Genomic DNA, 23,326 nt, shown 5'->3' with positions numbered 1-23,326 from the left:
AAAAAATATGTAAATAGCTAATTTATGTAAATTTAAAAAAGAAGTAGGTAAAATTTACTAAAAACTTAGGATATCCATTCTTAATCAACGCTTGCTTGTACTCTTTATGAGCTATGAGTCTATGCTTAGTACTTATCCCTCCAATTCTCATAAATACTTCTTGAGAACCTTTAACAAACTTAACCTTGTTTTTTAGACATCTAAGTAAAAAATCAGAATCTATAGCAATTTTATAATTAGTGTTAAAATTTCCAATATTATCGTATACTTTTTTAGTACAAAAACAGGTTGTGAACGAAAAACCAAAATTCCATAATTCTCTATATTTCTTAAACTCTTTTTGAAAACTACCTAAATAATTTTTATTTTGATCAACTCTATTACAGACTCCGTAAACTAACTCTAAACTATTTATGTCCAATAAACTAACCGCTTTTTCTACAGTGTTTTCAGAAATCCAATCATCCGTATTTAGAAAAAAAATAATTTCTCCTGTAGCTAATTTTAAACCTTTGTTCCATGCATCTGCAATACCATCATCACTTTCAATTAATAATTTATAAGATACTAACTTAGATTTAAATTCATCTTCTCTTTTTTTTATAAGATCTAAAGTACCATCTGTTGAACATCCATCAATAATAATTAATTCGATATTATTATGGCTTTGAGATAAAATTGAAGTTAAAGTATCTTCAATAGTCTTTAAATTATTAAAACTTGCTGTTATTATAGAAACTTTTTTAGTGCTAATCATTAGGTTTAAAATCTTTATTTGATTTATAAAAAAAAGTTTGATATGGTAAATTTGAATCTTTTATTTTATGCTTTGAGCCTATGTATAAGTTTATGAAAAAGAAAAGAAAACAAACAATAGCCATTGTACTTCTTATGATTTTATATTCTTTAACCTTATTCTTAAGGTGGGGTATTAATAGTATGGTAAAACACATATAATATAACCCCCCTCTAAAACCTGCATGACCAAATTTTGACAAACTAGACCAAATAAATAACCCGACATAAAAAGTTAGCAAATAAAAATCAAAGTCTTTATCATTTTTATCTCTAAAATTATAAACAAAGGGCAATAACGAAAGACCTAAAAACTGAAAGAAAATCAACATTAAGTTTCCTCCTTCACCTGTAATTTGACCAAGATAATCAGTATATTTTTCAGATAAAATCCTAATAAAAAAAGCTAATACTTCTGAACTAAAAAAACCTAAAACATATACTAATACTATTACTTTTCTATTTAAAAAACTCCCATACAAAAAGTAAATAGGCAATGCGAAAAAAGATGACTTATGTATTAATCCACATAATGAAACAATAATTAAGTAACTCCAAAATTTTCTTTTTTTTATAAATCTAAAACTAAAGAAAAGAATAGCTACAACTATATATTGCCTAACCACAGAAAGAGAAACAAAGAAAAATATAGGAAAACATACAAATATTAAAGTTGAAAGCCATTTATCAAAACTATTCTCCTTTATGGTTTTATAAAAAAAGTATGTAATTACAAAAGAACTTACAATAAAGAAAAATTGATAAAAGCCTATAAAATTGGAAAAAAGAATTAACTGTCTAGATAAAAATTCAATCCGATTAATTTGATTATCAAAAAACTTAAAACCTCCTTCAATTAATCCATAATACATAGAGTAATCATACCCAACATCAAACCGTAACGCACAAAAAATAAATATTACAATAAATGTAGCTGTATATCCATAAATTTTAACCCCTTCAATAAGTTTAATTCTACCAAGTAACGGTAATGTAAAAACTAATAAAATGAAAATTATATAAACTAGCATTTAAAATTTATTTATTCCTATCCTATAAAGAAACCTCCTAATTATATATTTTAATAGATAAATAAATGGATTATTTTTTCTATTACAAAGAAGCGTTCCTCTAAAAACATTATTTTTTGAATTATTAATTACTTCATGGTCATAGAGACAATTAGTATTTTTAAATTTTAACGTTTTTTTTATATTGTTTAAATATCTATAAGGAAAATATCCATAATCACTAATATCTCTTTCAATTAAAACACTATTTTGGTTATTTTTACATAATAAGCTTAATACAGATTGATCATGCCTATGCTCCATAAAATCAGGATAATTTTCTTTTCCTAAAACATTAAAATCATCTGTTAAAATTCTACTATCCGAAACATAATCTTGCCAACTTTTTATAAAAAAAACAGATTCTTTACTTTTCTTTATCATGAAAAAAGTTGCCATAATCTGAGGTGTATCTGTAAATATAGGGCTATCACTTTCCATAAGTATAAAAGCGTCTCTTTTTGTCCATTGCTTTTCTATAAATGGCAGTTTAAAACAGAGAATATCTTTTTTTTGTGTTTTCATATGCTCTACTAATGGTAAAACACTTTTCATAAATATAGACCCGCTATCTGCGTATATCAAATAATCTCCGTAATTAATTCTATTTAATGCTTTTTCTACTATAAAAGGTTTCCAAAAGTAATTTCCAGCTCCTTTCTCTTTATTCTTTAGAGTTTCTTTACTTTGTTTTAATACTTCTTCTTTAATATCATTTTCATTATACTCAAAAACCTCATCTAACTTACCAAACAATTTTGCGGAAAATGTATTCCATTTTTGCTTCTTCCTAAAGCTTTCATTTGCAAAATTTACTAGTACTATCATTATCGTATTTTCTTTAAAATTAAGGAATTTAATATTATTGATAATACCATTACACCTATTTTTAAAGTAATAATTGAATTATAACCATGCAATTTCACATCTATCAAATAGCAACCTAAAACATATAAAAACAATACTAAAAAAGAAGTATAAATTTGTAACTTTAATTTTCCTAATCCATTTTGTAAATTTAAAAAAATCGCATTAATACAGTGAAAAAACGTATATATAGAAAATAAATAAAAAGTCAGTGATTCCAAACCTAAATTATTACTACCCAACCATAAGTTTATTATTTTTTGTTGAAAAAAAGAAATAATTAAACCAATTATAAAGATAAAAATAGAAATAAAACTTAATATTTTTATTATTTTAAATATCCAGACAAACTCTCTCTTTTCATATGCATCTGTTACGCTATTCCAAAAGTGAATTAATAAAATTGAAAATAAAGTAATCAAAGTGAAAAATATTTTACTAACAATAGAAAATTTAGTTGTCTCTTCTGGCCCTAAAACAGAGGATATTATAAAATAATCAGTTGCTAAAAAAATAATTGCTAATAATTGTGCTAAAAAAAAATTAAGTGACAGTTTATTTAAATTAGTCAAAGAAAAATTATAATCTAAATTAATCTTAATATTCATTTTGTATTTTTGAAAAATACTAAAAAAAACATACCGTAAAGTTTGAGTACTACCAAATATAAAGGAAATATGAATCAAATTTAAATGTACTTGCTTACCTAAAAAATATATTACTAAATAGCAGACAATAAGATAAATAACATGAAATAGACTAGTTAAATAACTTTTCTGATAACCAAAGGCTATTGAATCAGATAAATTTAAAATATTATTTAATAGCAAGAAAGAAGTAAAAATTAACAAACTATATATTATTTCAAAAGAAGAAATAGAAGTTTCAAAAAATAAAAAATTTGGGTCAACAAAAAAATAAATTATAGGAATTATTAAAACAAATACTAATAATGTAATTTTGCTTAGTTTTATATAAACTGAACCAATAGCTTTTTCTATATCATTTTTAGAAGAACTTAATAACATTTTTGTAATGAAGTTTCGTAAACCATTTGGATATCCAAAAGTAAAAACTGTAACAAATGAAGTAATTGATAAAATAGTTTGCCAAATTCCAAATCTTTCCTCTTCAATATAACTCAACAGCAGACGAAACATTAACAAGTTAATCCCTAATTTCAACCCAATAAGAAAAAAATTAAGAATAGTATTTAAAAAAAAACTTTTCGACCTATCAGAAGCACTCCTACTAATGACTAATTTATTTTTAACAAACAAATTAAAACTTTTTATTATATCCATCCAATTTTTAAACCTTATTTTAAAGATATGCTTTGTTTTAAATATACAATCAGAAAGATATTTTAGTATATAATAATGGTTTATTTTATTAAAACCACCCTTAATCATTTCATTTAGACCTAAAAAAAATCTGTTTTTTATATTTTGGTAAATCTCCGTCTTTTTTTGAAATAATAATATTTTCTACTGATAATTTCCAATCAATATTTAAATCTTTATCATTATAAATCACACCATCTTCTGCTTCTGGATTGTAATAATTATCGCATTTATATGAAAAAATTGTATTGTCTTCTAAAACAGAATACCCATGCGCAAATCCTCTTGGAACGAAAAGTTGTTTTTTATTTTCTTCTGATAAAATAACCGAGAAGTGTTTTCCAAAAGTTTTTGATTTAGGTCTTAAATCTACAGCAACATCTAAAACTTTTCCTTTTACAACTCTTACTAATTTTGCTTGTGCATACTCTCCTTTCTGAAAATGTAATCCTCTTAAAATTCCTTTATTTGAAAATGCTTCATTATCTTGAACAAACTCTATTTCTAATGTTGTTAACTTTTTAAATTTTTCTTTATTAAAGCTTTCAAAGAAATAACCTCTCTCATCACCAAAAACTTGTGGCTCTATAATAAAACATCCTTCTAAATTCGTTTCAATAATTTTCATTATAATTTCATTAAGTTTTCTCCATAACCGCTTTTTAATAATGGTTTTGCTAATTCATACATTTCTTCTTTACTAATAAAACCAGATCTAAAAGCTGCTTCTTCAATAGCTCCTATTTTTAAACCTTGTCTTTCCTCAATTACTTGTACAAACTGACTTGCTTGCATTAAAGAATTAAATGTTCCAGTATCTAACCAAGCTGTACCTCTATCTAAAACCCTAACGGATAAATTTCCTTTTTCTAAATATATTTTATTTATATCAGTAATTTCTAATTCTCCTCGTTTACTTGGCTTCATATTTTTTGCAATTTCAATTACAGAATTATCATAAAAATAAATTCCTGGAACTGCATAATTAGATTTTGGTTTTAGTGGCTTTTCTTCTATAGAAATTGCATTATGATTTTCATCAAATTCTACAACACCATAACGTTCTGGATCATTTACATGATAAGCGTATACAATACCTCCGTCAGGATTATTATTTGCTTTTAATAATTTTGGCAAACCCGATCCATAAAAAATATTATCGCCTAAAATTAAAGCTACTTTATCTTTTCCAATAAAACTTTCTCCAATAATAAATGCTTCTGCTAACCCGTTTGGTACTTCTTGCACAGCATACTGAAAATTACATCCTAATTTTTTTCCATCGCCTAACAAACGTTTAAACAATGGCAAGTCTTGAGGTGTAGAAATAATTAATATTTCATTGATTCCTGCTAATATTAAAACCGAAATCGGGTAATAAATCATAGGTTTATCATACACAGGCATTAATTGTTTACTAACCGCCAAAGTAAGCGGATGTAATCTTGTACCTGAACCTCCAGCTAATACTATTCCTTTCATATTATTGATATTTTTTTAAATACCATGCAATTGTTTTTTTGATACCAGTCTCAAAATTTTCTTGAGCCTCCCAACCTAAATTATTTTCAATTTTTGATGCGTCGATTGCATATCTAAAATCGTGACCCGGTCTATCTTTTACAAAACTAATTTGTTCTTTATATGATTTTTCTTTAGGGATAATTTCATCTAGTATACTACAAATTGTATCAACAATATATAAGTTATCTCGTTCATTTTTACCTCCAATATTATATGTCTCTCCTGTTTTACCTGTCTTAAAAACCAACTCAATACCTTTGCAATGATCTAAAACATATAACCAATCTCTAATATTTTTTCCATCACCATAAATAGGGATATTTTCTCCAGAAATTGCTTTTCTTATAATTGTCGGAATCAACTTTTCATCATGTTGTTTTGGACCATAATTATTAGAACAATTGGTAGTAATTACATTCATCCCATAGGTATGAAAATAACTTCTTACCATAAAATCTGACGAAGCTTTTGATGCGCTGTAAGGACTATTAGGTGCATATGAAGTTTCTTCTGTAAACAAACCCGTTTTGCCTAAAGTACCATAAACTTCATCTGTAGAAATATGATGAAATCTACAATTCTCATAACCTTCTTTATATACATTTGGAGCATTCATCCAGAAGTTTTTTGCAACATCAATCAAATTAAATGTTCCAAAAACATTTGTTCTTACAAAAGCATCTGGATTTTTTATAGAATTATCTACATGAGATTCTGCTGCAAAATGAATTACTCCTTTAAATTTATATTGCTCAAAAAGAGATTCAACTAAATTTCTATCACAAATATCTCCTTTAATAAATTTATAGTTTGAGTTATTTTCAACTTCTTTTAAATTAGAAACATTACCTGCATATGTAAGTAAATCTAAATTTACAACTTGAGTATTTTTATTTTTCTCTAAAAAATAAGGGATAAAGTTAGATCCTATAAAACCTGCTCCACCAGTTATTAAAACTGTCTCCATCTTTTATTTTTTATAATTATCTAAGTATTTGTTTAGTTTTCTTAATAATAAAAAAAATATCATCAGACCAGCTCCTAAAAGCGATAATAAAAAGGCATAATTTTTAGTCACTCCTTTTATTTCAGAACCAATTGGTTGGAAATTAGAAATAACATTTATAACCTCATATTTGTTAAATTTTTCCTGGCTGAGTTCTTTTAAATCAAAGCTAATTTTTCTATTAGTATTAAACAATTCTAATTCTTTTGTAGATGTTTTTTGCCCTCCTAAATCTATACTAGTTGCAGCAGTTTGTTTTTGTGCTTCATCTAGCAATACTTGCATATAGACTTTTCTTAACGAATCTATTTGAGTTAAGTTCTGACGATATAAAGAATCTGTTCTATTTAAATTTTCGTTAGTTATTTCTTTTAGTCTACTAAAATATTTATTATTAACAACAGAGGATATAATAACATTCTCTAAACTTTTAAAAACATCATTTTTTTCTGCAATTACATTAATTTTATGAAACTTATAATCATAATCTGTAAATGAAGATTTAAAATCTAAATACTCATAACTTTTAATTGTTAAAGTATCAACATCTAAAATAAGGTCATCATAAGCAGCAATAATGTCATTATCAATTTTTAACGGTTCTATCTCAAACTTTTTTAAAGACCCCGCTGAAGATTTGTCTAAACTAAAAATTTGCTGAAGACTAGCAGTATCTTTTTGCTTAACTAAATCATTATAAAAATTGATAGTGTTATATAATTGCCTTGTACTTTTAAAGTTGGGTTCTAATAACAATTCAGAAGCATAAACTGTAGGTTTTTTAATTTCTAAGAAAAGACCAGCTACAAAACCAACAGCTAGTGCAATGCCTATTTTTATTATATTACTTTTTATAAATAATAATATGAGAATTATAAAATGAAATATCCCTTTAAATATGTTCCCAATAAAACTAAAAAAATTTCTAAATCCTTTTCCTATGATTACAAATAAGGATCCTAAATCTACTTCTTCTTCGTTATTTTTTTGATTTGTTGACATTGTTTTAGTTTGGTTGTAAAATGTGCCTTCTAGTTTTAAAAAATTTGCTCTAATATTCTTTGAGTAATCGCATAAGTTGGTGTTACACCTGTCATACCTAAACCTCCAGATGCTAATGTAGCTCCTGTTTCTAAAGGATTATCTGATGCATAATATGCATAACGTACTTTTACATCTTCAGATATATTTCCTCTTATTTTTGATGCAGATTGTATTGCTTTTTGATAATGAGCTCCTTCCATTTCTAAACCAATTACATTCCAAGTAGAATCATGAAAAAACTTTAATAGGTCTTTATTTTGAAGTGATGTTCCTAAAACAGAAACCATTGAGCCATCAAAAGCTTTTACTCCAAAACCTTCTAAATCTTCTTTGGTTAACTCATTTTTAAAAGGATAATTATCCGCTGTTCCTTCAAAAATATGTGCATCCGGAATCATAATATCTCCTTTCCCGCCTTCTAAAATACCTGCTTTACCCATTATTGAAACCGACTTTACATCTAAATGAATGTTATTATCATTTGATTTGTACGGTTTTAATAACTCATCCATTGTTTCATATGCCTGCTCTCCAAAAGCATAATCCATAACTATAATTACTGGACTTTCTCCTATTGAATTATCTTTTTTAAATGGTGATGCCTCAAATTTTATTTTATCGGTATCAATTATTTGTACATTTATATTTGTACCCGATGTATCTTTAACATAAATCAGCCCATTTTTAGAAGCATAATCTTTTACTTTTTTCTGCAGTGGCTTACTATCTGAATTGCTTAAAAGTTGATATAATTCAAATTCTTTTAGTTCTTTTGCTTCTTTTGGTAAAGCACCATTTGCATAAATAGAATTCAAAACACTATGCATATTTGCACTAATAATATGTATTGGTCTACTTAAAAGTTTATATTCATTAAGAATATTTTTTATATCATTTGCCCAAATTTCACCATAAATATGGTGTCCAATTTCTTCAATTAATACTGAACTAAAAGTGATAGTTCTCTTCTTATTCTCACAAACTTCATTAATGGCTAATTTGCCTAACCAATAAATAAGCTGAAAAAATTTATCTGGATTTGCTTTAGTTGAAAGTATTTTATAAGTGCTAAAAACTTCATCAAAAGTTCTACCCAAAATATTACCCAAATGCACTAAAAGTATTTCTCTTTCTTTTGCAGATAATTCTTTTTGATGCAAAACAACATCTTCTAAATGTTGCCATTCTCTAATAAAATTATCACCTTCTGTTAGAGTAACTTTTTGCTGAATTTTATGTGATTCTATAAATAAAAAGGTAAGGTGTGTTAGAATATCATAAATCTCAGATCTACCTCTGGTAATCTCAATATTCATTTGATCTTTATCAATTCTATAACAATTCCTTCTTCTTTTAGCAGGAATTATCGGTTCGAAATGCGAGTTTCTATAACCTTCATCTGCAGTTAAATTTATATACTGGCATTCTTCAATTCCTTCTGGCAACCTTTCAATGACATACACTAAACCGTTTAATTCTACTCTTTCTTCAGCAATAGAACCATAAATTTCTGGTCTTAAAGACAGTAAAGATTTACGCAAAGTTTCACCAGAAACCCCCATCGGTTTGTAAAAACCTCTACTAAATAAATGACGCATAGAAATGTATAACTTTTCTATAGCATTGGTAGATTCTTGAGCTCTTGTTCTATCTATTTTTCTTTTTTGTTGCATTTGATATTTTAAGTAACAAATATAAAATTAATTTACTGATAAAATATTTTGATATTTTGCTTCGTTTTTAAGCAATTTAACTGCTTCAGCAATAGTTTTATCATTTTTTAAATTATATGTATAAACGCCTTCTTTATAAACATATCTTTTTAATATTTCGTCTTGTAAAACTGTTTTTAAGATGTCTTTATTTTTAGAAATATCTTCAATTTTATTTTGATATAATTTTTCTTTTATCTGCTCGTATTCTTTAGAAATATTATTGTTTTCAGATAATAAAAAAGCCTTCTTAAACAAGCTTTCTTGCTTTGTTAAAAATGTGGTATCTGTCTTTAAATAATCTGTAAAACTCTCAAAATCGGCATCTTTAAATTCATAATTTCCTACGGATGCTAAAGCTGGATTTTTATAAAAATAATCGGTAGCAAAATTAAATATTGCTTTAGATTTCAATAATGATTTTGTTGCTTGAGTTTTTTTTGATAATTTAATTTCTACATCTGGCATTACACCTCCACCATCATAAACTTTTCTACCGTTTTCAGTTTTAAATTCGTTTATTCCTTTATCAGAAAACTTTGGAACTCTACCTGTTTTATCATCTCTATTTTCGTAATCTAATTCCTGAATACATCTTCCACTTGGTGTATAATATTTTGATATTGTTAATTTTAATTGCGTACCATAAGTTAGTTTTCTATAACGCTGTACTAAACCTTTTCCAAAAGAACGTTCACCTAAAATTACTGCTCTGTCATAATCTTGTAAAGAACCACTTACAATTTCTGAAGCTGAAGCAGATCTTCCATTGATTAAAACAACTATAGGGATTTCTAAATCTAAAGGTTCATTTGTACCTTTATAAGTATTGCTCCATTTTTTAATTTTTGCTTTTGTAGTAACAATAATTTTGCCCTTTTCTACAAAAAAATTCGAGATATTTATGGCTTCTAAAAGTGAACCACCTGGGTTAGATCGCAAATCAAAAACTAATTTTTTCATCCCCTCTTTTTTTAGTTTTCTGAAGGCTTTCTTAACTTCTGATGAAGCTTTGTTATTAAAACGTGTTAACGTAATATAACCTGTTTCTTGGTCAATCATTTCAGCAAACGGTACAGGATTTACCTCTACTTTTTCTCTAGTAATTTGTTTGTTAATAATTTTTCCTTGACGTTCAATTTCAATAGAAACTGTACTATTTGGGCTTCCTTTTAAAAGCATAGAAAGCTCGTCTCTTTCCATATTTTTTAAAGATTGTCCTTCAACAGAAATAATAATATCTCCAGCTTTTAAAGCTGCTTTATCTGCAGAATATCCTTTATAAATCTCTCTAATTTGAATTCCTTTTCTTGTATAATATACAGAAACGCCTATACCACTATACTCGCCTTCTCTTCTGATTTTAGCATCTTCAACTTGCTGTTCATTATAGTAATTTGTGTAAGGATCTAAATCTTTTAATGTGTTTTTAATCGCCTTAGTAGTTAACTCTGCAGGGTTTATTTCATCAACATAATACAAGTTTAACTCTTTAAAAAGGGTGGTGTAAATTTCTAACTGTTTTGCAACTTCAAAAAAATTAGATTTAAAGGAAAATGACAAAAAAATAGTACCAACTAGAAGGATTAGTATTGTTTGCTTTTTAAATTTAAAGTTTTTCATTTTTATTTTTTTTTGTTTCTTCTATAAATAGCTGTAACAATGCCTCCATTTTAGAAAAAATTTCATTGTACGTCATTTCTTGTTTACCAATATACGAAATCATAAACACATAAGGTTTATTTAAACCATCATAAACAATATACTTTTGCTGTCTATAGGTTTCTCTTAATAACCGTTTTAAACGATTTCGGTCTACAGCTAATTTAAAATTTCTTTTAGCCACAGAAACTCCAACTTGAGCAGGAAAACTTGAAGTATGTTCTGTTTGAAGATATATCATTCTTAATGGAAACTTTTTAACAGAATTTCCTTCGGTATAAAGGCATTCTATTAATTTTCTACTTTTTAAGCGTTCTTGTTTTCCTAATGTAAACTTCATCAATACAAACTTAAACGAAAACAATAACTTTTTAAAGGATTCTTATAAGGAAGTTGAAAAATTATGTACTTTTAGTTTAACAAAATATTTTTCTTTTTATTTTTTATGCGTTATAAAATTAAACATAAACTGATATTTTTGTTTAATTTCACATAATCAACATTTATTATTATATCAAAATTAAATACGATTTATCTTATGAAACCAGATTTATTTCAAGCACCAGATTATTATAATATTGATGATTTGTTAACAGAAGAACATAAATTAATTAGAGAAGCTGCAAGAGATTGGGTTAAACGGGATGTTTCTCCAATTATTGAAGATTATGCACAAAGAGCAGAATTTCCAAAACAAATAATTGGCGGCTTGGCAGAAATTGGAGCTTTTGGACCTTACATTCCAGAAGAATATGGAGGCGCAGGTTTAGATCAAATTTCTTACGGATTAATTATGCAAGAAATAGAGCGAGGAGATTCTGGAGTTAGATCTACAGCTTCAGTACAATCTTCTTTGGTTATGTATCCTATTTATACTTATGGAAATGAAGAACAACGTAAAAAATATTTACCAAAATTAGCTTCTGGAGAATGGATGGGTTGCTTTGGATTAACAGAACCTAATCATGGATCAAATCCATCGGGAATGGAAACAAAATTTAAAGATATGGGAGATCATTATCTTTTAAATGGTGCGAAAATGTGGATTTCAAATGCACCTTTTGCACAAATTGCTGTTGTATGGGCTAAAAGTGAAGAAGGTAGAATTCATGGTTTAATTGTAGAGCGTGGAATGGAAGGTTTTTCTACACCAGAAACTCATAATAAATGGTCTTTACGTGCTTCTGCAACTGGTGAACTTATTTTTGATAATGTAAAAGTGCCAAAAGAAAATTTATTACCAAATAAATCTGGATTAGGAGCACCTTTAGGATGTTTAGATTCTGCTAGATACGGAATTTCTTGGGGTGCAATTGGTGCTGCAATGGATTGTTATGATACTGCTTTAAGATATTGTAAAGAACGTGAACAATTTGGAAAACCTATTGGACAATTTCAATTACAACAAAAAAAATTAGCAGAAATGATTACCGAAATTACTAAAGCTCAGTTATTAGCTTGGAGATTAGGAGCATTAAAAAATGAAGGAAAAGCAAGTTCCGCACAAATATCCATGGCAAAACGCAATAATGTAGATATGGCAATTAAAATAGCTAGAGAAGCAAGACAAATGCTTGGAGGAATGGGAATATCAGGAGAATATTCCATAATGAGACATTCAATGAATTTAGAAAGCGTAATTACTTATGAAGGAACACATGATATACACTTACTAATTACAGGTTTAGATATAACAGGTTTAAATGCTTTTAAATAGGAAACCTAAATTAATATTAAGAAGCTACTTTTAAAATATTTGGGCATCTCTTACAGTTGATGCCTTTTTTCTTATACTTATTACAACAAGTATTTTTTGGTTTTAAACAATTTGCAGAACAAGTATTATTACAATTTTTTTTTTGTGATAATTGAATTGTGCCTGAATTTTCTGTGTAAAAGATAATCATGCAACAAAAATAAGTATTTATTTAGAATAAATAAAAATAGTAATGATTTATTTTTTCAAAAACCTAAAAAACAACTCCTTACCTCTTCTACTTTTTATTGAATTGTAACATTCATCAAAAAAATCTATTTGAAAATAATTTTCAAATAATAATAAGTACTCTTTTTTAGAACCTCCAAAAGGTGGACGGTTTACGAACAAAGGAGCATTAAAAAGCAACCCAACTAATTTTCCTTTAAAAGATAATAATTGTCGCATTTTAATAGCGTAATCTATTCTTAATTCAGGATTAATTGCACAAAAAAATGTTTGTTCAATTATTAAATCAAAAGAGTTTTCTATATCAAAAAAATTACCTAGAATTAATTGTGATGTTGGAAAATTAGGAACTCTTTTTTTAATATTATCTAAAGCTGTTTTAGACAAATCAACTACAAAAACGTTTGTAAACCCTAAATTAAAAAGATATTCTGCTTCATAAGAATTACCTCCTCCAGGAATTAAAATTTTAATTCCCTTATTTTCAAGCTGATCAAAATATGCTTTTAACGGTGGTGAAACTTTACCAAGATCCCAACCAATATCATTGGTTTGATATCGATTATCCCAAACTTTTTCTGATAAATCCATTTTAAGAATTATTGATAATCTGAACTAATTGTTCTTTTTGAAAAACTCCAGATTCTCTCCAAATTTGTTTTCCTTTTTTAAAAATCATTAAAGTGGGCACTCCTTTTACTTGGTATTTTAAAGCTAGGTTTTGATTTTTATCAACATCAATTTTAATAATTGATACTTTTTCTCCTAAAGTATCTTTTAACTGTTTTAAAATAGGGTTCATTGTTTTGCAAGGCCCACACCAAGTTGCAAAAAAATCTACTAAAACAATTTTATCTTGATTAATAATTTCCGAAAAAGAACTCATCAATTTAAAAATTTACATTTAAAATATCTCCACTTAATTGCAATAATTGTAACTCAATTAATTTTGCATCAAACTTAGCATTATTAAAAGCGGTTTTTGCGTTTATCAAATTTATTTGTGCTTGTCTAAATTCTATAGAGGTAACTTGACCTAATTTATAACGCTCTTCTGACCTATTAAAATTGTTTTCAGTAGTTATCACATTTTTCTCTTGTGCTTTTATAATAAATAATTGATTTTGATAATTATCCCAAGTATTTTTTAAACTATTATGTATCGTTTCTTTTTGTTGATCTAATAATATTTGTTGATTCTCGAACGCAATTTTAGCATTTGCAATATTTGTTTTTGTACTTCCACCATCAAATAAATTCCAAGACAAACTTAAACCCGCATTTAATCCGTTTGAAGAAACAGATAATGGCGAAAAAGGGTTTGCTAAATTTTCATTATCACTTTTACTCCAGCCATAAGAAGAGTTAAAACCTAATGAAGGTATATAACTTGACTTATTTATTTTAAGATTAAACTCATTAATTACAATGTTTTTCTTTTGTTGGTTTAGTAACGAATTATTTGCCATTGTTTTTTGTTGAAGATCAGAAAAATTCATAATATTATTAAAATCAACATTAGTTTCAACAACATAATTAATATCTTTATTTACACCTAAAATAAAGTTTAAATCACGTTTCGCATTTCTTAATTGCTGATTAGCGTTTATATAAGTAATACTGTCATTATTTACATCAACCTCAGCATTTAACAGCTCTAACCTAGTTGTTTGCCCATACTCATATTGATAACTTGCACGTTTTAATCTTCTTTTAGAAATAATGAGAGCTTGAGCTAAATTTGTTTTATTTTCTGTTAATCTTGCAATTTGAAAATATACGGTAAACAACTGTAAATAAGTATTCTCAATAGTTTCTTTTGCTTGTAATTCAGATAAATTATATTGTTCTTTCAGCTGTTGATAATTATATTTTCTACCCAAGCCATCAAAAATTGTATAATTTAAATTCAAAGAAGCATTATAAGATTTAGTAATTGCTCCGTTTGTACTCACAGGGTCACCGGTTTGTGGTGTAACAGTTTGATTATTTTTACTATAATTTGCACCAGAAGAAACCGAAACAGTTGGTAAATAATCATTATTATAAATACTGCTATTATTCTTAGCAACTTTTAAATTGTTATTAGCAATTTTAATTCCGAAGTTGTTTTCTAAAGTAATTTTTAATGCTTCTTTCTTTGTTAATATTTCTTGAGAAAAAATGTTTAAAGTTGCTAAACAAAAAAGAAATAATAGTACTCTTTTATTCATTTTCATCTTTTTTATAATTTAAACCTAAATTTTCTTGTTCCTCTTTATTTGGTATATTTTCAGTTTTACTTCCATCATCGTAATTAGCTTCAATAATGGCTCTTTCAACTTCTTCTTTGGTAATTTTATTACCTGTTTTTAACCATTTTATTTTTACTTTCATAGTATTAGAAGCTGCTAACATCATTGGTAACATTACCAAAGTTAAAAGTGTAGCAATTGCAATACCATAAGCTATAGAAATAGCCATAGGAATTAAAAATTGTGCTTGTCTACTTTTTTCAAAAATTAAAGGCGCTAAACCTGCAACTGTTGTTAAAGAGGTTAAGAAAATTGCTCTAAAACGAGATTGACCTGCTTTTATTAAAGCATCATCATATTTAAAACCTTCTTTTAAATAACTATTGAATTTACCAATTAAAACCAAACCATCATTTACCATAATTCCTATTAAAGCAATGATTCCTAAAAAAGATAAAATTCCGATTGAAAAATTATGAATATAATGCCCCCAAATAACACCAATCATACTAAAAGGTATCAACAAAATTAACAAAATTGGCTGACTGTAAGAACGGAATGTAAATGCAATTACAATGTAAATTAGCAATAAAATAATTGGACCAACAAGCCCTACGGAATCAGTGGTTTTTTTTGCTTCTCTATTTTGCCCTTCATATAAAGGAGAAACTGTTGGATATTTAGATAAGATTTCAGGCATAATATTCGTCTTAATATCATCTAGAATTTCTGTTTCACTCGTTTCTAAATCTTTTAAATCTGCAGTAATTTGAATTTCACGTTTTCCTTCTAAATGATTAATAGCAATATCCCCTCTTTCAATGGTATAATTTGCAATTTCTGAAAACGGAATTCTTGTTCCATTTGGAGCAACAATTCGCATATCATCTAAATCTTTAATAGAGGATCTGTCTTTTTTGTCATAACGTACCCAAACTTTAATCTCATCTTGACCTCTTTGAAAACGCTGTGCTTGAAAACCAAAAAAACCAAAACGAACTTGAGACATAATAGACTGTAAATTTAAGCCTAACAAATACGCATTGTCTTTTAATTTAATGCGCACTTCTTTAATACCCGCAGGGTCATTATCTGTTACATCTTTTAATAAAGGGTTGTTCTCTAAGGTTAATTTTAATTCGTCTTTTACGGCTTTTAGTTCTGTTATATTATTTCCTAATAAAGAAACTGCAACAGGGCTTCCTCCAAAATTACCTCCAGAACCAAAAACCAAACTCTCTACACCATACACTTTACCAACTAATTTCTGAATAGCATTTGTAATTTCTGGAGATGAAAAATCTCTAGTTTCACCAGGTAAAAGATTTACGCTCAAAGTAGCATTTGCACTTCCTGGCCCAACTCTTTTAATTACGTTTTCTACAATGTCTAAATCTCCAGATTGTTTTTCAGAAAATTCTTTATTTACCAACCAAACTTTTTCCTCAATAAAAGAAATTACAGAGTCTGTAATTTTTTCATTAGTACCTTGTGGCATATTTAATGTAATCTGAACTCGATCACTTGCAATTCTTGGAAAAAATGAACTTTTAATAATACCTCCATTTAATGCAGAAAAACTAATAGATAATGTTGCAATAAAAAGGCAAAAAACAAAAATCTTATTATTTAAAGAAAATTTTAAAAATGGAACGTAATAATTGTCTCTAAACTTCCCTAAATATTTATCTGCTGCTTTATTTATTTTGGTAAAAAAAGTATCAAACTTGTTCATCTTTTTAACCTCGCCATTTTCTAACTTCTTTCTTTCTAAAGCTTTAGAATGTGCAATATGAGCAGGTAAAATAATTAAAGCTTCTACTAAAGAAACCGATAAAGTTAAGAGTACAATTGTAGAAACTTCTCCAAAAAAACTTCCTATTCTACCATCTACAAAAAAGAAGGTAGAAAATGCAATTATGGTAGTTAGAATTGCGGATACAATTGGAGGAATTACTTCCAGAGTTCCATCAATGGCAGCTTGTACTTTTGTTTTTCCTAAATCGTAATAATGATGATAAATATTTTCTCCAATTACGATTCCATCATCAACCAAAATACCAATTACGATAATCATTCCAAACAATGATAAAACATTAATGGTAACACCAAATTGAGCTGCAAAAATGAACATTCCTAAAAATGCAACTGGCAAACCAAAAGCCACCCAAATTGCTAAACGAACATTTAAGAAGAGTGCTAAAAAAAACAAAACTAAAAGAATACCAACAACACCATTTTCTATTAATAATTGTGTTCTTCCATTTAAGGTAATACTCCTATCACTGGTAATACTTAATTGTACATTTTGCTGTTGCTGATTGTATTTTTCTATATATTCTTTAATTTTATCTGCAGAAGAAATTAAATCCTCATTATTGGTATTGCTTACAGTAATATCTATGGCTAAATTACCATTATAATACAATCTATCTGGATTTTCTGACCAAGTATCTCGTAAATCTGCAATGTCTTTTAAGCGAATGATATTTCCGTTTGTTTCTGTTCTAACAATTAAATTTTGTAATTCAATTCCATAATAAGAACGATTACTTGCACGAATTAAATAATCTTCATCTGCCGTTTTAATATTACCTCCTGTGATTAAAATATTGGAGTTTTGAACCGCATTTGCAACTTCTGTAAACGATAAATTATAAGCTATTAAATCATTTTCACGAACCGCAATTTCAATTTCCTCTTCTGGAAAACCAGAAAGAACAACTTGTGATATTCCATCAATACTTCTAATATCATTTTCTACATTTCTTGCATATTGTTTTAGAGCTTTTAAAGAAACATTATCTCCACTAATTGTAAAGCTAATTGTGGGTCTCACACTTTCAACTTTTGCAATTACTGGGGGTTCCATTCCTGAAGGGAAAGAAGGAACTCTATCAACAGCATTTTTTACATCAGATAAAACAATATCTATATTTTTTCCTTTTTCAACCTCTATATTTACGCTTGCTGAATTTTCTTGAGAAACTGATGTTACTCTTTCTACACCAACAATTCCTTTTAAATTATCTTCGATTTTTAATACAACACCTTCTTCCATTTCAGCTGGAGAAGCTCCTGGATAAGCCAAAGTAATTCTAATTAATTGAGAATCTACCAATGGAAAAAAGGAAGATTTCATATTCAAAGCTCCAAGAATTCCAAAAACAAAAAAAGCAAAAACGATTACATTTACAGCAACGTGATATTTTATAAAATAAGTAATTATCTTTTTCATCTAATTACTTGTTTTTATTGATTTTTACAATCATTCCATCAAAAGCACCTGGTAAAGTTTGTGTAAGAATTTGATCGTTTGAATTTAATCCTTTTATAACTACTTTTTCATCACCAAAATAAACTGGCGTAACATTTACAAGGCTTAAAATACTATCTTGTTTTACAATGTAAACTGCTTTATTATATACCAATAGTTTTCTTGAAATTTCTATGGCATCAGTTTCAGATTTTGCAACTAAATCTGCTTCCAAAAACATACCTTCTTTTAAATCTGGATGTTTAACATCTATAAAAGCTTTTATCGTTTGAGAAACTTGGTCTACTTTACCATTAACACGAACTACTTTTCCTGTATATTTTTTAGATTTTTCTAAGTTAGAAAGTGCTACAGAATTACCCACTTTTAATAAATCTGCAAATTCAGAATTTACAGAAACTTCCATTTCATAAACACTTGGATCTATAAACTCACCTAATTTTTGCCCAACTCTAACTAAAGTTCCTGGAGAAACTAATGCTTCTGTTAAAATACCAGAAAATGGTGCTCTAATTTGATGTTTAGAATACCTAACTTCTAAATTTTTAACATTGTAATAGGTAGTAATAATCTGCCTTCCTGATATAAAATATTTTTCTTTATCGGTAGAAAAAGCAGGTAATTTTGGAGTGCTTTTATTAATATCAAAACCATTTAAATAGCTTTGCCATTTTTTAAATTCTTTAGGATAATCTAACCTAATATCTGGCATTATAGATGTAATTAAATTATATAAATTACTTTTCTGAGATTGTAAACTAGCATAAAACTCATCGCTATTTATGCTTAATAATGTTTCTCCTCTATAATAATTTGTTCCAGCTTTGAATGCTTTTCTAGAAGTTTTTAAAATACCTGAAACTTCAGAAAAAATATCAATTTTATTCTTTGCTGATAAGTTACCACTTGCTGTTAATACAATAGGAATATTTTGATTTTTAACATGCTTAACAAAAACAGTTTTTATCTGTTTTTTAAATTTAGGTTTAGGTCTTTTATTATTACTTACTATATAGTTTCCTAATAAAATAGCACCCACAACGGTTAAAACACCAAGAACGGCTAGAATTATTTTTCTCATAATTAGTTGGTTGAACTTTCTTAATGGTTAAAAGAAAGATTTTAATAGTTATCACAAAGATACTTTTTTAGACTTCAGCTATCATCTAAAGTTTAATACAGTAAATGTTAAAGAAATGTTATAATTATTTTAATAAACTATATCCTATTAACTTTGTTGCTATTATTCAAATTAAAAAAAACAATTACTATGAGATTTCAATATTCTTTATAAGAACTCTTTATTATATTTTACAAAAGCGGGGTTTTAAAACCTCGCTTTTTTTATGCATCTTTATAGCTTATATTGATATAATGTCTTCAAATTTTAGAATTTCTCGGGCTTTTAATAATGCTAAAAGAATTTGTTTCAATAAAGATTCTAAATTCGTGTTATTTAGTGATACCCACAGAGGAGATAATGGTTTTGCTGATGATTTTGCTCATAATAGAAATATTTTTAAATATGCTTTAGAGCACTATTATAAAAACGATTTCACGTATATAGAGTTAGGTGATGGTGATGAGTTGTGGGAAAACAGAAATTTTTCAAAAATTTTTAAAGCCAATAAGCATGTTTATCTCTGGTTTAAAAAATTTCATGACAAAGGTAGATTGCATTTCATTTGGGGAAATCATGACATGAAATATAAAAACCCTAAAACAATTCGTAAGAATTTACACTACTATTACGACTCAGTATCAAATTCTAAAAAAGAACTTTTAGTTGGAGTTAAATTTAATGAAGCAATTGTTTTAGAAGATGAAAATGCAGGTAAAAAAATATTTTTATTACACGGGCATCAAGCCGATTGGTTTAACTATGTTTTATGGAGATTAAGTAGCTTTTTAGTAAAAACACTATGGAAACCTTTACAAATAATTGGGTTTTCAGACCCAACAAGTCCAGCACAAAATTTTAAAGAACGTATAAAAGTTGAAAAAAGATTAGAAAATTGGATTGAAAAAAATAATAATCAAATGATGATAACTGGCCATACACACAGACCAAGTTTTCCGGCCAAAAATGAAATTCCTCTTTTTAATGATGGTAGTTGCGTACATCCAAGAGCCATTACTGGAATTGAGATTGAAAACAACAAAATTTGTTTGATAAAATGGCACATAGCAACCACTCAAAACGGTACTATGCAAATTAAAAAAACAATACTTGAAGGCCCAGAAAATTTAACCCATTATATAAACTAATTTGATTTTTTGTTCAAACACAAATAACGCACTATTCTATTCTTCTGTAGATGATATTAATGATAAAGTATGGCAAAGCCTTGCTTGCGAAAACAACATCTATTTTAATCGAAATTTTTTAAAATCGGTTGAAAAAAATCACCCAAAAATTACATTTTCATATATTGTTTTAATTGACAAAAATCAAAATCCAATTGCGTTTTCATCTATTCAAATAGTAGATTTTCATATAGATGCAATTAAAAACGATTTAGAAATTTTATTAAGAAAGGTTAAAAATATTGGAAGAAAACTGCACATACTCCCTAATAAAAAACCTTTAAAAATATTAATTTCTGGAAACACTTTTATTAGTGGAGAACATGGTATTTTCATTAAAAAAAATCAAAATAAAAAAGTTATCATTAAAGAGTTAGCAAAAGCAATTTTACATTTTGTGAATTCTGATAAAAAATTAAAAAAAGAAATTGACGCTTTTTTACTAAAAGACTTTATAAACGAATCACTTTTTATTACTGATGAATTAAAAGATTACAATTATCATCCGTTTTTAGTAGAACCAAACATGAAGTTTGATTTGTTTGAAAACTGGCAAACTTTTGATGATTATTTAGCTTCTATGAAAACCAAATTTAGAGTAAAAGCTAAAAAAGCATTGCAATTAAGTGCTGAAATTAAAATTGAAAACGTTACAACAATTAATATTCAAGATCAGCTGCCCAAAATGACTGCTTTGTACAAAAAAGTTTCTTCTAATGCAGATTTTAACTTAGGTGATTTTAATTTAGAAACATATTTAGATCTAAAAGAAAAATTTGGAGAAAACTATATTTTAAAAACCTACTGGCTTCAAAATAAAATAGTTGGCTTTATATCTGGCATCATCAACCAAAATTCTTTAGATGCACATTTTGTAGGTATTGATTATCAATTAAATAGAGAGTATGCAATTTATCAAAGAATGTTATATGATTATGTAGAAATTGCTATAAATAAAAATCTTTCTACTATTAACTTTGGAAGAACAGCAAGTGAAATTAAAAGTTCTGTTGGTGCAAAAGCTCAAGATTTAACAATGTATGTTCGTCATAAAAAAAGTATTACAAACAGAATATTAAAGTTATTTTTGCAACGAATACAACCCACACCATTTCAAGAGAAATCCCCTTTTAAAAACTAAAAATTTATGAAAACAGCTAAAGAATTAATTGATTTATTAAATTTAAATTCTACAGGAGAAAACAACTATAGAGGTAATAGTGTAACTATTGGGAGCCCTAATGTTTTTGGGGGGCAGGTTTTAGCGCAAGCTGTTAATGCCGCCTATAGAACTGTGCAAGAAAATCGTTTTATACACTCTTTACATTCCTATTTTTTAGAAGCAGGAGATTTAACAATACCTATTGATTTTCTTGTTGATGAGATGAGAAACGGTGGTAGTTTTTCTACCAGAAGAGTTACAGCTACTCAAAATGGAAAAACTATTTTTATTTTAGCAGCTTCTTTTCATAAAAAAGAGGAGGGTTTTGAGCATCAGCAAAAAATGAAAATTGATTTAAAACAACCAGAAGAACTCTTAAGTTGGGAAGATATGTTTGGTAAATTTGGTGCTTTTTTACCTAAATCTTTAAAATATTTTTTAAGTATTGAACGCCCAATAGACTTTAAACCTATTAGAATTCCTAATCCTTTAGAGAAAAAAAACTTACCCGCAACAGAAGATATTTGGTTTAAATTAAAAGGTGAAATTCCTGAAATGGATATCAAAACTAAACATCAGATTTTAACCTATATTTCTGACTATAATGTACTTAATGCTGCTTTTAATCCTAATGCAAGTACACATAGTTTTGCAAATACAATGACGGCTAGTTTAGATCATTCTATGTGGTTTTTTAGAGAATTTGATTTTAATGATTGGATGCTTTTTTCTGCAGAATCTCCAAATGCATATGGAGCAAGAGGTTTAGCCAAAGGAAATATTTTTACAAGAGACGGCAAATTAGTTGCTTCTTTTGCACAAGAAGGTTTAATGAGACCAAAAAAATAGTTTTTAATAATTATTATTAGCAAAAAAATTAAAAAAATAAATTAAATGAATCCCATTACATACGTATTAACTACAAATGGTATATTATTTTTATTAGCTATTATCTTTTGGAAATTTCCGCCAAAAAAAATTAATAAGTTGTATGGATATAGAACCTATAAAGCAATGCTAAATCAAAAAATTTGGGATTTTGCCAACACTATTTTTAATCAAACTTTTTTAATGTATAGTGGTTTTTCTTTACTTGCAGGTTTATTATTAGCTAGTTTTTCTGCCAAAGAATTAACATGGGAACCTATGATTTTAGTAATGCTTTCTATTTTAGTTTCTGTTATTAAAACGGAAAGAGCTTTAACTGATAACTTTACTGATGAAGGAAAAAAGAAAAAATAAAACATTCTAATTAAAAATGCTTTTGTCTTTTTCAAAGATGTAATTTTCTATTCCGCTAATATCTAAAACGCTATGAAACAAAAAGTCTGTAGTAATAGAATCTTGTTTTTTAGATTTTAATTGATTTATTTTTAAA

At 27.1% G+C, this 23,326-nt stretch carries 21 protein-coding genes; 5 read left to right on the top strand and 16 right to left on the bottom strand.

The features are described 5' to 3' along the window. Positions 1-22: 22 nt before the first annotated feature. From Q0733_RS08370 to rnpA, 11 genes are all read right to left on the bottom strand, one after another. On the bottom strand, positions 23-757 hold the full coding sequence (locus Q0733_RS08370) for a glycosyltransferase family 2 protein (RefSeq protein WP_298781242.1): 735 nt from the start codon (positions 755-757) through the stop codon (positions 23-25). Beyond that, on the bottom strand, positions 750-1,826 hold the full coding sequence (locus Q0733_RS08365) for an EpsG family protein (protein ID WP_298781239.1): 1,077 nt from the start codon (positions 1,824-1,826) through the stop codon (positions 750-752). The genes Q0733_RS08370 and Q0733_RS08365 overlap by 8 nt, the downstream gene beginning before the upstream one ends. After that, positions 1,827-2,693 carry a hypothetical protein gene (locus tag Q0733_RS08360; RefSeq protein ID WP_298781237.1) on the bottom strand — a complete coding sequence of 289 codons (867 nt, stop codon included), beginning with the start codon at positions 2,691-2,693 and terminating at the stop codon, positions 1,827-1,829. It abuts the gene before it with no gap. After that, a complete protein-coding gene (locus Q0733_RS08355; protein WP_298781235.1) occupies positions 2,693-4,036 on the bottom strand; it encodes a hypothetical protein in 1,344 nt (447 codons plus the stop codon). The genes Q0733_RS08360 and Q0733_RS08355 overlap by 1 nt, the downstream gene beginning before the upstream one ends. Before the next feature lie 109 nt (positions 4,037-4,145). Continuing rightward, a complete protein-coding gene (gene rfbC / locus Q0733_RS08350) occupies positions 4,146-4,703 on the bottom strand; it encodes a dTDP-4-dehydrorhamnose 3,5-epimerase (protein WP_298781232.1) in 558 nt (185 codons plus the stop codon). After that, on the bottom strand, positions 4,703-5,557 hold the full coding sequence (gene rfbA / locus Q0733_RS08345; RefSeq protein WP_298781230.1) for a glucose-1-phosphate thymidylyltransferase RfbA: 855 nt from the start codon (positions 5,555-5,557) through the stop codon (positions 4,703-4,705). The genes rfbC and rfbA overlap by 1 nt, the downstream gene beginning before the upstream one ends. A 1-nt stretch (position 5,558) precedes the next feature. Beyond that, entirely contained in the window at positions 5,559-6,566 is a 1,008-nt protein-coding gene (gene rfbB, locus Q0733_RS08340; protein ID WP_298781228.1) for a dTDP-glucose 4,6-dehydratase, read from the bottom strand. A 3-nt stretch (positions 6,567-6,569) separates the two neighbouring features. After that, on the bottom strand, positions 6,570-7,607 hold the full coding sequence (locus Q0733_RS08335; protein WP_298781226.1) for a hypothetical protein: 1,038 nt from the start codon (positions 7,605-7,607) through the stop codon (positions 6,570-6,572). A 35-nt stretch (positions 7,608-7,642) separates the two neighbouring features. Beyond that, positions 7,643-9,322 carry a hypothetical protein gene (locus Q0733_RS08330; protein WP_298781223.1) on the bottom strand — a complete coding sequence of 560 codons (1,680 nt, stop codon included), beginning with the start codon at positions 9,320-9,322 and terminating at the stop codon, positions 7,643-7,645. Between the two features lie 27 nt (positions 9,323-9,349). Then, complete coding sequence (locus Q0733_RS08325) at positions 9,350-10,984, bottom strand: S41 family peptidase (RefSeq protein WP_298781221.1); 1,635 nt, start codon at positions 10,982-10,984, stop codon at positions 9,350-9,352. Next, a complete protein-coding gene (gene rnpA / locus Q0733_RS08320) occupies positions 10,971-11,363 on the bottom strand; it encodes a ribonuclease P protein component (protein ID WP_298781218.1) in 393 nt (130 codons plus the stop codon). Before rnpA ends, Q0733_RS08325 begins: the two co-directional genes overlap by 14 nt. A 198-nt stretch (positions 11,364-11,561) precedes the next feature. Here rnpA and Q0733_RS08315 point away from each other — a divergent pair, with 198 nt between their 5' ends. Continuing rightward, positions 11,562-12,740 carry an acyl-CoA dehydrogenase family protein gene (locus tag Q0733_RS08315; protein ID WP_298781216.1) on the top strand — a complete coding sequence of 393 codons (1,179 nt, stop codon included), beginning with the start codon at positions 11,562-11,564 and terminating at the stop codon, positions 12,738-12,740. A gap of 237 nt (positions 12,741-12,977) precedes the next feature. Here the strand turns inward: Q0733_RS08315 and Q0733_RS08310 are convergent, their stop codons facing one another. From Q0733_RS08310 to Q0733_RS08290, 5 genes are read right to left on the bottom strand one after another with little or no spacing between them, the layout of a single operon-like run. Then, positions 12,978-13,559 carry a methyltransferase domain-containing protein gene (locus Q0733_RS08310; RefSeq protein ID WP_298781213.1) on the bottom strand — a complete coding sequence of 194 codons (582 nt, stop codon included), beginning with the start codon at positions 13,557-13,559 and terminating at the stop codon, positions 12,978-12,980. A gap of 1 nt (position 13,560) precedes the next feature. Continuing rightward, the gene (trxA, locus tag Q0733_RS08305; RefSeq protein WP_298781211.1) at positions 13,561-13,854 is read right to left on the bottom strand and encodes a thioredoxin; all 294 of its coding nucleotides are present in this window, start codon (positions 13,852-13,854) and stop codon (positions 13,561-13,563) included. A gap of 4 nt (positions 13,855-13,858) precedes the next feature. Further along, positions 13,859-15,181: a TolC family protein gene (locus tag Q0733_RS08300; RefSeq protein WP_367276301.1), complete on the bottom strand. Its 1,323-nt coding sequence runs from the start codon at positions 15,179-15,181 to the stop codon at positions 13,859-13,861. Then, entirely contained in the window at positions 15,174-18,440 is a 3,267-nt protein-coding gene (locus Q0733_RS08295) for an efflux RND transporter permease subunit (protein WP_298781206.1), read from the bottom strand. The genes Q0733_RS08300 and Q0733_RS08295 overlap by 8 nt, the downstream gene beginning before the upstream one ends. Positions 18,441-18,444: 4 nt before the next feature. Beyond that, positions 18,445-19,560 carry an HlyD family efflux transporter periplasmic adaptor subunit gene (locus Q0733_RS08290; RefSeq protein ID WP_298781204.1) on the bottom strand — a complete coding sequence of 372 codons (1,116 nt, stop codon included), beginning with the start codon at positions 19,558-19,560 and terminating at the stop codon, positions 18,445-18,447. Between the two features lie 293 nt (positions 19,561-19,853). Between Q0733_RS08290 and Q0733_RS08285 the strand changes: the two genes are divergently transcribed. From Q0733_RS08285 to Q0733_RS08270, 4 genes are read left to right on the top strand one after another with little or no spacing between them, the layout of a single operon-like run. Next, entirely contained in the window at positions 19,854-20,747 is an 894-nt protein-coding gene (locus Q0733_RS08285; protein ID WP_298781202.1) for a metallophosphoesterase family protein, read from the top strand. A 1-nt stretch (position 20,748) separates the two neighbouring features. After that, a complete protein-coding gene (locus Q0733_RS08280; RefSeq protein ID WP_298781200.1) occupies positions 20,749-21,927 on the top strand; it encodes a peptidogalycan biosysnthesis protein in 1,179 nt (392 codons plus the stop codon). A gap of 6 nt (positions 21,928-21,933) precedes the next feature. Beyond that, positions 21,934-22,797: an acyl-CoA thioesterase II gene (locus tag Q0733_RS08275; RefSeq protein ID WP_298781198.1), complete on the top strand. Its 864-nt coding sequence runs from the start codon at positions 21,934-21,936 to the stop codon at positions 22,795-22,797. Positions 22,798-22,842: 45 nt separating this feature from the next. Then, positions 22,843-23,190 carry an SdpI family protein gene (locus tag Q0733_RS08270; RefSeq protein WP_298781195.1) on the top strand — a complete coding sequence of 116 codons (348 nt, stop codon included), beginning with the start codon at positions 22,843-22,845 and terminating at the stop codon, positions 23,188-23,190. Positions 23,191-23,326: the final 136 nt, after the last annotated feature.

This window comes from uncultured Polaribacter sp. (assembly GCF_947500975.1).
In the GTDB taxonomy this organism is placed as follows: Bacteria; Bacteroidota; Bacteroidia; order Flavobacteriales; family Flavobacteriaceae; genus Polaribacter.
Note: the sequence above shows the minus strand (reverse complement) of the source record. Positions and strands in the feature narration are given on the sequence as shown.

Bases quoted from the DNA above. Each gene is read 5' to 3' on its own strand.
- Q0733_RS08370 (WP_298781242.1), bottom strand. From the start codon at position 757: ATGATTAGCACTAAAAAAGTTTCTATAATAACAGCAAGTTTTAATAAT.
- Q0733_RS08365 (WP_298781239.1), bottom strand. From the start codon at position 1,826: ATGCTAGTTTATATAATTTTCATTTTATTAGTTTTTACATTACCGTTA.
- Q0733_RS08360 (WP_298781237.1), bottom strand. From the start codon at position 2,693: ATGATAGTACTAGTAAATTTTGCAAATGAAAGCTTTAGGAAGAAGCAA.
- Q0733_RS08355 (WP_298781235.1), bottom strand. From the start codon at position 4,036: ATGGATATAATAAAAAGTTTTAATTTGTTTGTTAAAAATAAATTAGTC.
- rfbC (WP_298781232.1), bottom strand. From the start codon at position 4,703: ATGAAAATTATTGAAACGAATTTAGAAGGATGTTTTATTATAGAGCCA.
- rfbA (WP_298781230.1), bottom strand. From the start codon at position 5,557: ATGAAAGGAATAGTATTAGCTGGAGGTTCAGGTACAAGATTACATCCG.
- rfbB (WP_298781228.1), bottom strand. From the start codon at position 6,566: ATGGAGACAGTTTTAATAACTGGTGGAGCAGGTTTTATAGGATCTAAC.
- Q0733_RS08335 (WP_298781226.1), bottom strand. From the start codon at position 7,607: ATGTCAACAAATCAAAAAAATAACGAAGAAGAAGTAGATTTAGGATCC.
- Q0733_RS08330 (WP_298781223.1), bottom strand. From the start codon at position 9,322: ATGCAACAAAAAAGAAAAATAGATAGAACAAGAGCTCAAGAATCTACC.
- Q0733_RS08325 (WP_298781221.1), bottom strand. From the start codon at position 10,984: ATGAAAAACTTTAAATTTAAAAAGCAAACAATACTAATCCTTCTAGTT.
- rnpA (WP_298781218.1), bottom strand. From the start codon at position 11,363: ATGAAGTTTACATTAGGAAAACAAGAACGCTTAAAAAGTAGAAAATTA.
- Q0733_RS08315 (WP_298781216.1), top strand. From the start codon at position 11,562: ATGAAACCAGATTTATTTCAAGCACCAGATTATTATAATATTGATGAT.
- Q0733_RS08310 (WP_298781213.1), bottom strand. From the start codon at position 13,559: ATGGATTTATCAGAAAAAGTTTGGGATAATCGATATCAAACCAATGAT.
- trxA (WP_298781211.1), bottom strand. From the start codon at position 13,854: ATGAGTTCTTTTTCGGAAATTATTAATCAAGATAAAATTGTTTTAGTA.
- Q0733_RS08300 (WP_367276301.1), bottom strand. From the start codon at position 15,181: ATGAATAAAAGAGTACTATTATTTCTTTTTTGTTTAGCAACTTTAAAC.
- Q0733_RS08295 (WP_298781206.1), bottom strand. From the start codon at position 18,440: ATGAAAAAGATAATTACTTATTTTATAAAATATCACGTTGCTGTAAAT.
- Q0733_RS08290 (WP_298781204.1), bottom strand. From the start codon at position 19,560: ATGAGAAAAATAATTCTAGCCGTTCTTGGTGTTTTAACCGTTGTGGGT.
- Q0733_RS08285 (WP_298781202.1), top strand. From the start codon at position 19,854: ATGTCTTCAAATTTTAGAATTTCTCGGGCTTTTAATAATGCTAAAAGA.
- Q0733_RS08275 (WP_298781198.1), top strand. From the start codon at position 21,934: ATGAAAACAGCTAAAGAATTAATTGATTTATTAAATTTAAATTCTACA.
- Q0733_RS08270 (WP_298781195.1), top strand. From the start codon at position 22,843: ATGAATCCCATTACATACGTATTAACTACAAATGGTATATTATTTTTA.